This is a genomic window from Sinorhizobium sp. P24N7 (assembly GCF_042436655.1).
GTDB classification, from domain to species: domain Bacteria; phylum Pseudomonadota; class Alphaproteobacteria; order Rhizobiales; family Rhizobiaceae; genus Sinorhizobium; species Sinorhizobium meliloti_A.
Map to the genome: position 1 here is coordinate 97960 of NZ_JBHMIW010000022.1, position 14314 is coordinate 112273.

At 62.8% G+C, this 14314-nt stretch carries 11 protein-coding genes and 1 pseudogene; 9 read left to right on the top strand and 3 right to left on the bottom strand.

What is annotated here, in order from left to right; all coding sequences use genetic code 11:
• Positions 1 to 64 precede the first annotated feature (64 nt).
• The 3 genes from ACFHWW_RS29965 to ACFHWW_RS29975 all read left to right on the top strand — a co-directional run bounded on the left by ACFHWW_RS29965 (position 65) and on the right by ACFHWW_RS29975 (position 3885).
• On the top strand, positions 65 to 1381 hold the full coding sequence (locus tag ACFHWW_RS29965) for a 3-hydroxyacyl-CoA dehydrogenase family protein (RefSeq protein WP_379942873.1): 1317 nt from the start codon (positions 65 to 67) through the stop codon (positions 1379 to 1381).
• 121 nt (positions 1382 to 1502) lie between these two features.
• Positions 1503 to 2600: a carboxynorspermidine decarboxylase gene (gene nspC / locus ACFHWW_RS29970; protein WP_379942875.1), complete on the top strand. Its 1098-nt coding sequence runs from the start codon at positions 1503 to 1505 to the stop codon at positions 2598 to 2600.
• Positions 2601 to 2643: 43 nt separating this feature from the next.
• Positions 2644 to 3885, top strand: a complete 1242-nt coding sequence (locus tag ACFHWW_RS29975; protein ID WP_379942877.1) for a saccharopine dehydrogenase family protein — start codon at positions 2644 to 2646, stop codon at positions 3883 to 3885.
• An 81-nt stretch (positions 3886 to 3966) separates the two neighbouring features.
• Here the strand turns inward: ACFHWW_RS29975 and ACFHWW_RS29980 are convergent, their stop codons facing one another.
• A complete protein-coding gene (locus tag ACFHWW_RS29980) occupies positions 3967 to 4794 on the bottom strand; it encodes an alpha/beta fold hydrolase (RefSeq protein ID WP_379942879.1) in 828 nt (275 codons plus the stop codon).
• 81 nt (positions 4795 to 4875) lie between these two features.
• Positions 4876 to 5967 (bottom strand): helix-turn-helix transcriptional regulator, encoded by a 1092-nt coding sequence (locus ACFHWW_RS29985; RefSeq protein WP_379942881.1) that lies wholly within the window; start codon positions 5965 to 5967, stop codon positions 4876 to 4878.
• Between the two features lie 393 nt (positions 5968 to 6360).
• Between ACFHWW_RS29985 and ACFHWW_RS29990 the strand changes: the two genes are divergently transcribed.
• From ACFHWW_RS29990 to ACFHWW_RS30015, 6 genes are all read left to right on the top strand, one after another.
• Positions 6361 to 7320, top strand: coding sequence for a LacI family DNA-binding transcriptional regulator (locus tag ACFHWW_RS29990; protein WP_379942883.1), 960 nt, complete (start codon positions 6361 to 6363; stop codon positions 7318 to 7320).
• A 51-nt stretch (positions 7321 to 7371) separates the two neighbouring features.
• A complete protein-coding gene (locus tag ACFHWW_RS29995; protein ID WP_379942885.1) occupies positions 7372 to 8607 on the top strand; it encodes an ABC transporter substrate-binding protein in 1236 nt (411 codons plus the stop codon).
• Positions 8608 to 8697: 90 nt separating this feature from the next.
• Positions 8698 to 9615: a carbohydrate ABC transporter permease gene (locus tag ACFHWW_RS30000; protein ID WP_379942887.1), complete on the top strand. Its 918-nt coding sequence runs from the start codon at positions 8698 to 8700 to the stop codon at positions 9613 to 9615.
• Positions 9612 to 10475, top strand: coding sequence for a carbohydrate ABC transporter permease (locus ACFHWW_RS30005; protein WP_379942889.1), 864 nt, complete (start codon positions 9612 to 9614; stop codon positions 10473 to 10475). Before ACFHWW_RS30000 ends, ACFHWW_RS30005 begins: the two co-directional genes overlap by 4 nt.
• Positions 10476 to 10494: 19 nt before the next feature.
• Complete coding sequence (locus tag ACFHWW_RS30010) at positions 10495 to 12417, top strand: glycoside hydrolase family 127 protein (RefSeq protein WP_379942891.1); 1923 nt, start codon at positions 10495 to 10497, stop codon at positions 12415 to 12417.
• 12 nt (positions 12418 to 12429) lie between these two features.
• Positions 12430 to 13515 (top strand): ABC transporter ATP-binding protein, encoded by a 1086-nt coding sequence (locus ACFHWW_RS30015; protein ID WP_379942893.1) that lies wholly within the window; start codon positions 12430 to 12432, stop codon positions 13513 to 13515.
• Positions 13516 to 13783: 268 nt separating this feature from the next.
• Here ACFHWW_RS30015 and ACFHWW_RS30020 read toward each other — a convergent pair.
• Positions 13784 to 14179 (bottom strand): annotated as a pseudogene (locus tag ACFHWW_RS30020) (DUF1062 domain-containing protein); the annotation flags it as partial.
• Positions 14180 to 14314 lie beyond the last annotated feature (135 nt).

The window sequence follows — 14314 nt, forward strand, 5'->3', positions numbered from 1 at the left end:
CGCCCATAAAAGCCTTGCATGGTCCGACCGGCCGGTCAATCATGACGCACGGAGGACGAGCATCGTGCCCCTCAGCATCGTGCATAGAGACGGGGTCGCCGTCGTCGCCGCGGGCAACCCCCTGCGCCACGTTTTTCATGCCGAGCGCGCCGCACGCCGTCCGCCGGCGTTAGCCGGCATCGAGCCGCACCCGATCCGTTCGGCGGCGGTGATCGGCGGCGGCACCATGGGAACCGGCATCGCCGCTGCCCTGCTCAACGCCGGACTTCCGCTCGTCCTGGTCGAGCGCGACGAGGCGGCGGTGGAACGGGCGCTTGCCAGGCTGCGCGCAATCTTCGACGGCGCGGTGAAGCGCGGGCGCATCTCCGTGAGGCTTGCGGCCGAGCGCCTGGCAACCGTTACCGGTACGACGCATTATACGGCGCTGGCGGAGGCGGACCTGATCATCGAGGCGGTCTTCGAGGATCTGGACGTGAAGCGCGATGTCTTTCGAAAGCTCGCCGCCGACTGTCGCGCTGACGCCATTCTCGCGACGAACACGTCCTATCTCGATCCCGAACGGATCGCCGCGGACATCGGGAGCCCGGAGCGGTTTCTCGGGCTGCATTTCTTCAGCCCCGCGCAGGTGATGAAGCTTCTCGAAATCGTGCCCACGCAAGCGACGGCGCCCGAGGTGCTGGCGACCGGTTTCGCGCTAGCGCGGATGCTGAACAAAATCCCCGTGCGCGCGGGTATCTCGGACGGTTTCATCGGCAACCGGATTCTCAAGGTGATGCGGGCCCAAGCCGAGCGGCTGCTGCTCGGCGGCGCGACACCCGCCGCCGTCGATGCCGCCATGCGCGCCTTCGGGCTGCCGATGGGACCGTTCGAGGCGCAGGACCTCGGCGGGCTCGATATCGCCGCCTTCCAGCGCCGTGCCGCCCGCGCCCGCGGCGAGAGGACTTTTGCGCCGGTCGCCGAACGCCTTTCGGAGATCGGGCGCTTCGGCCAGAAGAGCGGCGGCGGCTGGTACGACTACGCGCCCGGCGACCGCACGCCACGGCCCTCCGCGACGGTCGCCCGCCTCATCGCGGAGGAGGCTCGGGGCCGGCCCCGAAGAGCTTGGGACGAGGCCTCCATCGTCGACTGCATCCTCTGGCCGATGGTCAACGAGGCTACGCGGATTCTCGAAGACGGAACGGCTCTGAGGGCCTCCGATATCGATCTCGTGGAGATCCACGGCTACGCCTTTCCGCGCTGGCGGGGCGGGCTGATGCATCATGCCCAGGCGCACGGCCTTCACAAGGTCGCGGAGGCGCTGAGTGCGCTTGCGGAGGCGGGATTCGCCGATCCCCCTTGCGACCCGCTGCTCCAGGCTGCCGCGGGAGGCAGCTTCCTTTGACGGACGCGCCCCGCAAGGGCCACGGGGCGGGCATTTTGTCTCGGCCGGCCGAGCCGGGTTGCGCAAACGGCCACGTTTTCCTAGGAGGACCGTTTCGGATTTAAGAACAGCAGGTCCTGCCTTGATCGAGACCCCATACTACCTCATCGACAAAGCCAAGCTTACTCGCAACATGGAAAGGATCGCCCATGTGCGCGAGAAATCCGGCGCCAAGGCTTTGCTGGCGCTGAAGTGCTTCGCCACCTGGTCGGTTTTCGAGCTCATGCGCGACCACATGGACGGCACCACGTCTTCCTCGCTCTTCGAGGTGAGGCTCGGCCGCGAGCGGTTCGGCAAGGAAACCCATGCCTATAGTGTCGCCTATGGCGACAACGAGATCGACGAAGTGGTCTCTCACGCCGACAAGATCATCTTCAACTCGATCTCGCAATTGAAGCGTTTTGCCGACCAGGCGGCGGGCATCGCGCGCGGACTGCGGCTCAACCCTCAGGTCAGTTCCTCGAGCTTCGACCTCGCCGATCCGGCGCGTCCCTTCAGCCGGCTCGGCGAGTGGGACGTGGCGAAGGTCGAGCGCGTCATGGACCGGATCAACGGCTTCATGATCCACAACAATTGCGAGAACAAGGATTTCGGTCTCTTCGACCGGATGCTTGCGCGGATCGAGGAAAGGTTCGGCTCGCTCATCGCCCGCGTCGATTGGGTAAGCCTCGGCGGCGGCATTCACTTCACCGGGGACGACTATCCCGTCGAGGCCTTTTCGGCGCGCCTCAGGGCATTTTCCGACCGCTACGGCGTTCAGGTCTATCTGGAGCCGGGCGAAGCGTCGATTACCAAGAGCACGACGCTCGAAGTGACGGTGCTCGACACGCTCTATAACGGCAAGAATCTCGCCATCGTCGACAGTTCGATCGAGGCGCACATGCTTGACCTGCTGATCTATCGCGAGGCGGCCAAGGTTTCGCCGAACGAGGGGCCGCATAGCTACATGATCTGCGGCAAGTCCTGCCTCGCCGGCGACGTCTTCGGCGAGTTCCGCTTCGCCGAAGAGCTGAAGGTCGGCGATCGCATCTCGTTTCAGGACGCCGCCGGCTACACCATGGTCAAGAAGAACTGGTTCAACGGCGTGAAGATGCCGGCGATCGCCATCAGGGAACTTGACGGAAGCGTCAGGACCGTCCGCGAATTCACCTACGCGGACTACGAGCAGAGCCTCTCCTGAGGCTTCGCGCAAGCAAGACGGGTAGAAGGAGATATCCCCCGAAATGAAAAAGAACGTTCTCATCATCGGCGCCGGTGGCGTGGCACAGGTCGTGGCGCACAAATGCGCCCAGAACAGCGATGTATTGGGAGATATTCATGTTGCCTCACGCACGGTCGACAAGTGCCGCAAGATCATCGACTCCGTACGCGAAAAGAACAGCCTGAAGACCGAGGTGAAGCTCGAGGCGCATGCGCTCGACGCGCTCGACGTCGAGGCGACGAAGGCGCTCATTGTGAGCACCGGCTCTCAGATCGTGATCAATGTCGGCTCCGCCTTCGTCAACATGTCGGTGCTGCGCGCATGCATGGACACGGGTGTGGCCTATATGGACACGGCGATCCACGAAGAGCCGAACAAGATCTGCGAGACGCCGCCGTGGTACGGGAACTATGAATGGAAGCGCGCCGCCGAATGCAGGGAAAAGGGCATCACCGCCATTCTCGGCGTCGGCTTCGACCCGGGCGTGGTCAATGCCTATGCGCGCCTCGCCAAGGACGAATATTTCGACAAGATCACGGATGTGGACATCGTCGACATCAATGCCGGCAACCACGGCAAATATTTCGCCACCAATTTCGATCCGGAGATCAACTTCCGGGAATTTACCGGCGTCGTCTATTCCTGGCAAAAGGGCGCCTGGCAGACGAACCGGATGTTCGAGGTCGGCAAGGAGTTCGACCTGCCCGTCGTCGGCAAGCGCAAGGCCTATATGACCGGCCATGATGAGGTTCACTCGCTGTCGAAGAACATGGACGGGGCCGACGTGCGCTTCTGGATGGGCTTCGGCGACCATTACATCAACGTCTTCACGGTTCTGAAGAACCTGGGCCTCCTTTCAGAGCAGCCGGTCAAGACGGCCGAGGGCCTCGAAGTGGTGCCGCTGAAGGTGGTCAAGGCAGTCCTGCCGGACCCGGCGTCGCTCGCGCCCGGCTACGAGGGCAAGACCTGCATCGGCGATTTCGTGAAGGGCCTCAAGGACGGCAGGGAACACGAGGTGTTCATCTACAACGTCGCCGACCACAGGCAAGCCTATGAGGAAGTGGGCTCGCAGGGTATCTCCTATACGGCCGGCGTTCCGCCGGTGGCCGCCGCGATGCTGATCGCCAGCGGCGAGTGGGATGTGAAGCAGATGGCAAATGTCGAAGAACTGCCGCCCCGGCCCTTCCTCGACATCCTGAACCGCATCGGCCTGCCGACGCGCATCAGGGACGAGCAGGGCGACAGGGCACTCAGGTTTTCCTGAAAGACGCCGGGGCCCGGACGGGAGTCCGATTGCAGCCCGGCCGTCATATGACGGCCGGGCTGCAATCGCCGCGACGCCCCCTCATTCCCGGCCCAGGAAATGCAGGATGTGATCGGTAAATTGCTCCGGATCCTGAAGCAGCGAAAAATGGCTGACTTCCGGCTGGATCAATAAACCCGCTGCGGGAATGCTGTCCGCGATGAACAGCGTGTCTTCTCGCCTGACGACCTCCTCATGGTCACCATCCACGACCCAAACGGGAACGGCGATGCTGCCGAGAGCCTCTGCGGTGAGGTTCGGTTGCGATTCCCACATCCGGTCCATCTGCTCACGGAAGTCGCCGTAGGCGCCCGGTGTGGGAGACAGTTTCACATATTCTTCGCGCGCCCTGTCGAGATAGGCTTTGAACAACACGTTTTGGTCCAGTGGGTAGAGGCCTGACGGCTTGCTGTTCGCTGCGAAAGCGAACACCCTGCTTATGCGTTCCGCATGGTCTATCGCGAGCTTCAGTCCGATGATCGCACCGTCGCTCCAGCCGACGATGGCGGCTTTCTTCAGGCCGAGGAAATCCATCAGCGCCACCACATCGGTTGCCATGAGGTCATAGCTCAAAGGTCGTTCATCCCGGGTGCTGCGGCCATGGCCGCGGCTGTCCATGACGATGACCTGATAGGAGCCGGCGAGCGTGGAAATCTGGTTTCCCCAATAGTTCGAATTGCCGAGTCCGCCGTGGAGCATGATGACGGGCTCGCCGCTGCCGTAGACCGCATGCCAGATCTTGATGCCGTTCACTGGCGCCTCTCCCTCGCGCCCTGCTGCGGGAAGGTCCGGCGTTTCCGGCAGCATCTCCCATCTCGGCTCCGCCATCGCCGTGCCAAGCGAGGCAGCGCCCGCAATCAAAGAGTACATGATTTTCGTTCCCCAGCGCTTCCCACGACCCGACTGGGTCGGGCTCTCTATTGTCGCCATCGTTTCCCCCGCCAGCGATTGTCAGTTTTCCATTCGCAGCAGCCCGCTTATTCGAAGAAGCTCCATCTGGCTTCTGACGCCGAGCTTGCCGTAGAGGCTCTTCACCTGGGTCCTGACCGTCTCCCGCGAGATGCCGGCGGCATCGGCGATCCGCGCCGCGTTCTGCCCCGAGATCAGACCCTGCATTGCCCGCAACTCCGCGGCCGTCAGACCATTCGCGCTTGCAAATCCCCTGAGATCCAGGGGCGGCTCCTTTGCTTGGGATTCGATCAGCACGATCACGGAAGGGCCTTCGAAATAGGCAGACTCGCAGTCCTTGCACGTGCGAATGAGCGTGAGCTTCGTCGAACCGAGGACGAAGGTCGTGGCCGTCTCTCCGTCGAAGCCGCGGCGGAGCATCCCATGGAGCGCCGCGTCAACATCGCTGTCCCGGATATGCAGTTTTCCCCCAGGGGTCAGCCTCAGGACCCGTCCCGCTTCGACCATCGCCTGGCCCTGGGCGCCGAAATTGATCGCGCGAGCGCCTTCGTCGACGACGACAACGCCGAGCTCACTCTTCTGACATACGGAACGGCCAATTTCGGACGCGACGGCGCTCCGCCGGTTGGCGTACCGGAAGGCCCGCCGCAGATGCGGCGCCAACCGCGTCAGGAGATCGGCCACGTCCCGGTTCTTCTCGGGATCGGCTCTCGAGGTGGTAATCGACAGCAGCATCGACTGTCCGCGCTCTCTGGCGAGCGTCACGCCGACCGCGCTTTCCCCGACCATCGGTCGAAAGAAGTCGTTGTAGAAGGGTGTTTTCACGAATTGCTCGCGTGGCAGCATCTGCTCGGCGACGACACCGATCCCGATCTTCCGCCGAGAGGCTGCGGGCATCCACGGATTGAGCTTCGCATAGTGGCTGGCGTAGTCCGAGACGACGTCGGCCGGCAGACCCGATGTAAGCTCCCATGCCCCAGCCCCACTGTCGACGTCGTGATAGAACAAGGTCGATCGGCCGTCCGGAAGCGTAGCGGCCAAGCCGTCGAGAAAACTTTGCCACGTCGTCTCGTGAAGCAATGCGGAATAGATCCGGTCGGCAAGCCTGCTCTCGACTGCAGCTTCGATGCTCATGGCGGCCCCTCCTGCATAGTGGGCAGACCTGCTCCGGACTGCAGGTCCCCCGCCTGCAGCTCCTGAGCAGCCCAGGCTCTTACTATAGGCGATCAACCTCGAACTGGCATCACCCCGCGGGGTGAGCGTCTCGGCTGCTCGTCTGCGGAGCTCTCGGGGGGAGCGTATCGTCCCGCGAAGGCCGGCCTCGCTCGTGCCGCGGGATGAGCCAGCCGATCGCTAACGCGGAACGGGAAAAATCATACTTTTTTATGAGAAAACCTTTTCTCATCTTGACGGACTCGCTGAGAAAAGGTTTTCTCACGTCAGCTTATCTCAAAGGAGGCGAAGCTGAGTTCGCAGCGCAGCAAGGGGCATCGGGTCACGATTCACGATCTGGCAAGGGTTGCCGGCGTGAGCGTTTCGACCGTGTCCAAGGCTCTCAACGACAACGGCCGCATGGGCGCCGGAACGCGTGAGCGTATCAAGAATCTCGCGGCGGAAATCGGCTTTCGTCCGAACGCGCTGGCGCGCGGCCTGCTCAGCAACCGCAGCTTTACAGTCGGCCTTCTGACCAACGACACCTATGGCCGCTTCACCCTTCCGGTAATGGCCGGCATTTCCGAGGCGCTGGTGGATCATGGGGTTTCGGTCTTCCTCTGCGCAATCGAGGACGACCCGGCGCTCGGGAAAATCCATGTCGACGCCATGCTGGACAAGCAGGTGGACGGCATCATCGCGACAGGCAAGCGGGTCGACAGGTCTCTCCCGGTCGATCTCGCCGGCCTGCCGGTGCCGGTCGTCTATGCTTTCACCAAGGGCGAGCCCGGCAGCGTGACGCTGACCTCCGATGACGGTCATGGCGCAAGACTGGCGGCAGGACGGCTGAAGAAGATGGGCCGCAAGCGGCTGTTGCACATCACAGGCCCGCTGGAATTTACCTCCGCGGCCGAGCGCGCCGAGGCATTTCGGGCCGTCGCCGGCGATGGGGCGCCGGTCCTGCATGGGGTCTGGTCGGAGGCCTGGGGTCACGAGGCGATCGGCCGCATCTGGGATGCGGGCGGTGAGAGGCCCGATGGCGTCTTCTGCGGCAACGACCAAATCGCCCGCGGCGTGGTCGATGCGCTGCGCGAGCGCGGCGTCAAGGTGCCGGAGGATGTCTCCGTCATCGGCTTCGACAATTGGGAGATCATGGCGGCTCAGACGCGGCCGCCGCTGACCACCGTCGACATGAACCTGAAGGAGCTTGGGCGGGAGGCCGGGCTGATGGTGCTTGCACTTGCAGAGGGGCGGACGATCGAGCCCGGCCTGCGCAAGCTGCCCTGCCGGCTTGTCGTACGGGACTCCTGCGGAGGCGGGGGACGACAGAACTGATTGACGAGATGGGGTCACCCGGAGTGGCCCCGCATTTGGGAGGAATGCGAAATGTTCACGAAACTGATGGCAGCGACGGCCCTCATATCGGCCAGCATGATCTCGGTCGCATCGGCCGAGACGATCAGCATGTGGGTCCGCTCGGGTATCGGCGACTCGTTCAAGGAAGTCGTCAAGGCCTACAATGCAGGTCACGAGCACAAGGTGGAGCTCACCGAGGTGCCCTTTGCCGAGCTCGTGCAGAAATATGCCACTGCGATCGCCGGCGGCCAGGCGCCGGACGCGCTTTCGCTCGACCTGATCTACACGCCGGCATTCGCCGCCGCCGGTCAGCTGGAAGACCTCACCGACTGGGCGAAGGCGCTGCCCTATTTCAATTCGCTCTCGCCCTCGCATGTGAAGCTCGGCACCTATGAGGACAAGATCTACGGCCTGCCGCTCACGGTCGAGACCTCGATCTTCGCCTGGAACAAGGACCTCTACAAAAAGGCCGGCCTCGACCCCGAAAAGGCACCGGAGACCTGGGAGGAGATCACCGCCAATGCCGAGAAAATCCGCGCGCTCGGTGGCGACACCTACGGCTTCTATTTCTCCGGGGGCGGCTGCGGCGGCTGCATGATCTTCACCTTCACGCCGCTGACCTGGGGCGCGGGCGCCGATATCCTTTCAGCCGACGGCAAGACGGCGACGCTCGACACGCCGCAAATGCGCAAGGCCGTCGACATCTACCGCAACATGGTCGAGAAGGATCTCGTTCCCGCGGGCGCCGCGAGCGACAACGGCGTGAATTTCCTCAGCTTCACCAATGGCAAGATCGGCCAGCAGAGCCTCGGCGCCTTCGCCATAGGCACGCTGGTGACGCAGCATCCGGAGATCGATTTCGGCGTGACGCTGATCCCGGGCGTCGACGGCAAGCCGTCCTCCTTCGCCGGCGGCGACAACTTCGTCGTCACCAAGGGCACGCCGAAGCTCGAACAGGTGAAGGAATTCCTCGAATATACCTATTCGCCGGAAGGCCAGAAGATCATGGCGAAATTCGGCAGCCTGCCCACCCGCGGGGACATCGCCAATGAGGTGCTCGAAGGCCTCGACCCGCGCCTCAAGGTCGGCATGGAGGCGATCGCCGTCGCCCAGACGCCTTATACGCTGCAGTTCAACGACCTGATCAACAGCGCCAACGGACCGTGGGCGACCTTCACCAATGCTGCGATCTATGGCGACGACGTCGACGGGGCGTTCTCGAACGCACAAGACGAGATGCAGTCGATCATCGACGCCGGGCAGTAAGGCGGACACGAGGAAACTGCCGCTTCGCGGATGGCGGGTGGGGATAACCCCCTCCGCCACCAGTGCCCCGAAACTCTCGAAAGTGCATACATGACGACGTCAGCGCTCACATCCGCCAGGCACCGACGCCGCCCGAAGCGGCAACCCGGCTGGCGCGGGCTCATCTATATCGCGCCGGCGATGGCGCTCGTCACGCTCTTCTTCGTGCTGCCCGTGCTGTTCACCCTGTGGATGAGCCTGCACAAATGGCCGCTGCTCGGCGAGCCGGCCTGGATCGGCCTGCGCAACTATACGCGGATGTTCACCGATGCGCGGTTCTTCAACGCGCTCGGTTTCACCGCTCACTATACCCTGATCGTCACGATAGCGATTTTCGCGGTCGCCTTTCCGCTGGCGATTTTCGTGGAGAAACAAAGGCCGTTGGTCTCGCTCTACCGGACCATCGTCTTTCTGCCTGTCGTGGTGGGGCTCGCATCCGCCTCGCTGCTTTGGGTGTGGCTCGCCAATGTCGACAGCGGGCTTTTCGCGCCACTCTTCGATATTCTGGGCCTCACCTCCGGACGGATCAACCTGCTCGCCAAGTTCGATACCGCGTTTCTGACCATCATCGTCATGGTGGTCTGGAAGATCGCCGGCTTCACCATGATCATCCTGCTGACGGGGCTGCAGGCCATCCCGGCCGAACTGACCGAGGCCGCGCGCATCGACGGCGCCGGCCGCTGGCAACGCTTCCGCCACCTGACGCTGCCCCTGATGCGCCGGACCATGGCGCTGGCGCTCATCCTTTCGGTCACCGGCTCGATCCTCGCCTTCGACCAGTTCTACATCATGACCAGCGGCGGCCCGCAGAACAAGATGATCTCCGTCGTCTACTATATCTTCAACCAGTCCTTCGTGTCCTTCAATCTCGGCTACGGCGCGGCACTGTCGATCGCGCTCCTCCTGATCCTGGTGACGCTCAGCGTCGTCCAGCTCTGGCTGCTCAAGGTGGGGGACGAACGCCCATGAGGACGCGCCGCGAAATCCGCGCCCGCAAGGCGCTCCGGGACAGGATCGTCTATCACGGCATCGGCATCGGCGCGGCCTTCTTCTTCCTGGCGCCCTTTGCCGTTTCCTTTCTTGCCTCCTTCCGGCCGAACAGCGAGTCCGGCAGGCCGCCGCTGCCGCCATGGCCGATCTCGGGGCTGAGCTTCGACGCCTACCGGGCGCTCGACAGCTTCGGTGCCGGCATCTGGCAGCACATGTTCAATTCGCTCCTCGTGTCGATCGGAACGGTCGCTCTGACGGTCGCCGTCAGCGTGCTCGCCGGCTACGGCTTCTCCCGCTACCGCTTTCCCTTCAAGAACGCGCTTTTCGTGCTGATCATCGCGACGCTGATGATCCCGTTCCAGTCGATCCTGACGCCGCTCTTCATCATCCTGGCGCGGCTCGGGCTCAACAATTCGCTCATCGGGCTGATGCTCGTCTATGTGACGCTGCAGCTTCCCTTCTCCGTCTTCATGATGCGCAACGCCTTCGATGCCGTGCCGAAGGAGATCGAGGAGGCGGCACGCATCGACGGCGCCCGCGATCTGAAACTGCTCGTGCGGGTGTTGCTGCCGCTGGTCATGCCCGGAATTGCGACCGTGTCGATCTTCGCCTTCCTCAATGCCTGGAACGAATTCTTCGCCGCGCTCGTCCTTCTGTCCAGCAACGACAATTACACGCTTCCCGTTCTGATGACCGCCGTGCGCGCCGGCCGTCTCGGCGCGATCAACTGGGGCGCGGTGCAGGCCGGCGTCGCGGTGATGGTCGTTCCCTGCCTGTTCGTCTTCCTTCTTCTGCAACGCTATTACATGCGCGGGCTGATGGCCGGCGCGGTGAAATGATCCGAGAGAAAGAAACCTCATGACAAAGACCGTGAAAGACCGCCAGTTCCGCCCCGTTGCCGTTCCCGATGTCGAACTCGGCGGATTCTGGGGCAAATGGCAGGATGCCGTCTGCCAATCCACCGCCGAAACCCTGCTCGACCGCTGCGTCGAGGCTGGCATGATCAAGGCGATCGACGTCAGTGAGCCAAGCCCCGGTATCGTCATCCCCATCCAACCCTGGGGCGGTACCACCCAGATGTTCTGGGACTCCGACCTGGGCAAGTCGATCGAGACGATCGCCTATTCGCTCTACCGCCGCCCCAATCCGGAACTCGAGGCGCGTGCCGACCGGATCATCGACATGTACGAGAAGCTGCAGGACCGGGACGGATATCTCAATGCCTGGTTCCAGCGCGTGCAGCCCGACAGGCGCTGGACCAACCTGCGCGACCACCACGAGCTCTATTGCGCCGGCCATCTGATCGAGGCTGCCGTCGCCTATTACCAGGCGACCGGCAAGCGCAAGCTTCTCGACATCATGTGCCGCTTTGCGGACTATATGATTACGGTCTTCGGGCATGGCGAAGGGCAGATTCCGGGTTATTGCGGCCATGAGGAGATCGAGCTCGCGCTCGTCAAGCTTGCGCGCGTGACGGGCGAAAAGAAGTATCTCGACCTTTCGAAGTTCTTCATCGACGAGCGCGGCACGGAGCCGCATTTCTTCACCGAAGAGGCCAAAAGGGATGGCCGCGATCCGGAGAGTTTCATCCAGAAGACCTATGAATACGGTCAGGCGCATCAGCCGGTGCGCGAGCAGAAAAAGGTCGTCGGCCACGCCGTGCGCGCGATGTATCTCTATTCCGGTATGGCCGACATCGCGACCGAATACAGGGACGACAGCCTGACGGCGGCCTTGGAAACGTTGTGGGACGACCTCACCACGAAGCAGATGTACATTACCGGCGGCATCGGTCCGGCAGCCTCGAACGAGGGTTTCACCTGCTATTACGACCTGCCCAACGACACGGCCTATGCCGAGACCTGTGCCTCCGTCGGCCTTGTCTTCTGGGCGAGCCGCATGCTCGGCCGCGGCCCGAACCGCCGCTATGCCGACGTCATGGAGCAGGCGCTTTACAACGGCGCCTTGCCGGGTCTTTCGATCGACGGCAAGACCTTCTTCTACGACAACCCGCTCGAAAGCACTGGCGGGCACCACCGATGGAAGTGGCATCATTGCCCCTGCTGCCCGCCCAATATCGCGCGGCTCGTGACCTCGATCGGTTCCTTTATGTATGCGGTCGCGGAGGACGAGATCGCAGTCCATCTCTACGGAGAAAGTACGGCGCGGCTGAAACTCGCGAACGGCGCCGAGGTCGAGCTCAGGCAGGAGACCAGCTACCCCTGGGAGGGGGCGATCGCCTTCACGACGAAGCTCGCCAGGCCGGCGAAGTTCGCGCTGTCCTTGCGCATACCGGAATGGGCGGTCGGCGCGACGCTAAGCGTCAACGGTAGGATGCTCGATCTCTCGGCTCATTTGACCGGCGGCTATGCCCGCATCGAACGCGAATGGTCGGACGGCGACCGGGTGGCGCTTTATCTGCCGCTGGCGCTTCGGCCGCAATATGCCAATCCGAAGGTCCGGCAGGATGTCGGCCGCGTGGCGCTGATGCGCGGCCCGCTGGTCTATTGCGTCGAAGCCACGGACAATGGCGAGGATCTGAACGCAATTGTGCTTCCCCGCGAACTGCCGGCTGCCGAAACGGTCGTGCTCGATGATCTGAACGGTGCGGTTGCCATCGACATTTCCGTCGAGCGCGAGGAAACGGAGGACTGGGGAAAGGCGCTTTACCGACAGACGAGGCCTGAGCGCCGCCCGCACAAAGCGCGCTTCGTGCCCTATCATCTCTGGGACAACCGGGCGCCGGGAGAGATGCTCGTCTGGGTCCAGTCGGAAAAGTAGGCGACCTCCAGGATGGCGAACGGCATCAGCAACAAGAGCGTCGTGCTCAGCGACATACGCAAGAGTTATGGCGGCCTGGAGGTTATCCATGGCATCGACCTGACGATCGAGGAAGGCGATTTCGTCGTCTTCGTCGGCCCGTCGGGCTGCGGGAAATCGACCCTGCTGCGAATGATCGCAGGGCTCGAAGAAGTGACCGAGGGGGAGATCGCAATCAAGGGCAGGGACGTGACAGACCTCGACCCCTCCGAGCGCGGCATCGCCATGGTCTTCCAGTCCTACGCGCTCTACCCGCATATGAGCGTCAGCGACAATCTCGGCTTCGGGCTCAAGATGGCGCGAACGGATTCGGCCGAAATCGAGCGCCGCGTCGCACAGGTCTCGGCCATTCTCAAGATCGACCATCTGCTCGACCGAAGACCCGGCCAGCTTTCCGGAGGCCAGCGCCAGCGCGTGGCGATCGGCCGGGCGATCGTGCGCAAGCCCGACGTCTTCCTGTTCGATGAGCCGCTTTCCAACCTCGATGCGGAACTGCGCGTCTCGATGCGCATCGAGATTGCCCGCCTGCACCGCGAGCTCGGCAACACGATGGTCTATGTCACACACGATCAGACGGAAGCGATGACGCTGGCCGATCAGATCGTCGTGCTTCGGGACGGCCGGATCGAGCAGGCCGGCAGCCCCCGCGACGTTTACGAGGACCCGGCCAACATGTTCGTGGCAGGCTTCATCGGTTCGCCACGGATGAATTTTCTCGATGCGGAATGGCAGGGGGACGGGATGATCCGGGTCGGCGAGACCACACTCGAGGCAGCGATCGACGGCGGCAGCCTGAAGCACGGCGAGCGCCTGCTTTTCGGCATAAGGCCGGAACATATCGCCGTGGCGGAGCCGGGACCGGAACGGATCACTGCCCAGGTCGAGTTCTCGGAATATCTCGGCGGAACGCGCTACCTCTACTGCCAGCTCGAAGACGGCCAGAGCCTCGTCGTCGAACAGCGCGAGGGCCCGAACTGGCAGGCAGGGGAAAGACTTTCTTTCGCCGTACCCGAGGACCGAAGGCGGTTCTTCGCCGAAGACGGGCGGCGCTTGCGGTAGCGAGCCGCACCGCTCTCAACTGCTGCATGGCCGTGCTTGGTTATGCAGATGCAGGGGTCTACATTTAAAGAAGCGCTCCACATGGAGGGCCGGCGTGCCGATCAATGTCAACAACCCCGAAGCGGATGCCCTGAGACGCGAAAGGCGTACCGATCCTGGTCACCGACGACGAGTTTCGGCAGACCGCGCTGATTGAGTGCAGCCGGAGTGTCTTCCATCGGAAAGCACCGCAAGGGGGCCTGAAGTTCCCGCCCTTGGGGGGCTCCTTCTACGAAGTATTTTCAATAGCAGCCGGCTTCCACACCAGATCCCTGTCGGCCATGCCTGAAAGATCCAAGGTTACCCGAATACCGTTCCTGATTCGCCGTCGTAAGAGATCGGTGCGATCAGGTGTCGTCCGAAGCAAAGCGCTCCGATGGAGTGCGCTCAACTGAGAGCGCGAGATTCTTAGCTCCAAGGCAAGTAAGCGATCCAGGCGCGTACTGCTCGGGAATGGAACCGAAAGCTCGATCTCCAAGTGCTCCCAATCAGCAACCTCGTGCAGCAGCTCCTTTCGAACCTCGAATTCGGAAAACTCATCGATCCTTTGCGACTTCCGCCTGAGTGCTTCGAGATTGAATGTCTCCGCTTGAATCCAAGAGGGATCGTTGGACTGTAGTGCGTCGTCGAGGAGGTCGTGTCCCCTCAGGTGGTGTAGGTCCTGAGGGTTAGGTGGTCATCAGTGTTTTTCCGGCAGGGTCGGGTTGTTCAAGACCAACCTGATGGAAAGACCACCGATGACCGACGAGATGATGAACGT

Coding starts and splice junctions, on each gene's coding strand:
- ACFHWW_RS30010 (WP_379942891.1), top strand. CDS start 10,495: ATGACAAAGACCGTGAAAGACCGCCAGTTCCGCCCCGTTGCCGTTCCC.
- ACFHWW_RS29995 (WP_379942885.1), top strand. CDS start 7,372: ATGTTCACGAAACTGATGGCAGCGACGGCCCTCATATCGGCCAGCATG.
- ACFHWW_RS30015 (WP_379942893.1), top strand. CDS start 12,430: ATGGCGAACGGCATCAGCAACAAGAGCGTCGTGCTCAGCGACATACGC.
- ACFHWW_RS30000 (WP_379942887.1), top strand. CDS start 8,698: ATGACGACGTCAGCGCTCACATCCGCCAGGCACCGACGCCGCCCGAAG.
- ACFHWW_RS29985 (WP_379942881.1), bottom strand. CDS start 5,967: ATGAGCATCGAAGCTGCAGTCGAGAGCAGGCTTGCCGACCGGATCTAT.
- ACFHWW_RS30005 (WP_379942889.1), top strand. CDS start 9,612: ATGAGGACGCGCCGCGAAATCCGCGCCCGCAAGGCGCTCCGGGACAGG.
- ACFHWW_RS29975 (WP_379942877.1), top strand. CDS start 2,644: ATGAAAAAGAACGTTCTCATCATCGGCGCCGGTGGCGTGGCACAGGTC.
- ACFHWW_RS29980 (WP_379942879.1), bottom strand. CDS start 4,794: ATGTACTCTTTGATTGCGGGCGCTGCCTCGCTTGGCACGGCGATGGCG.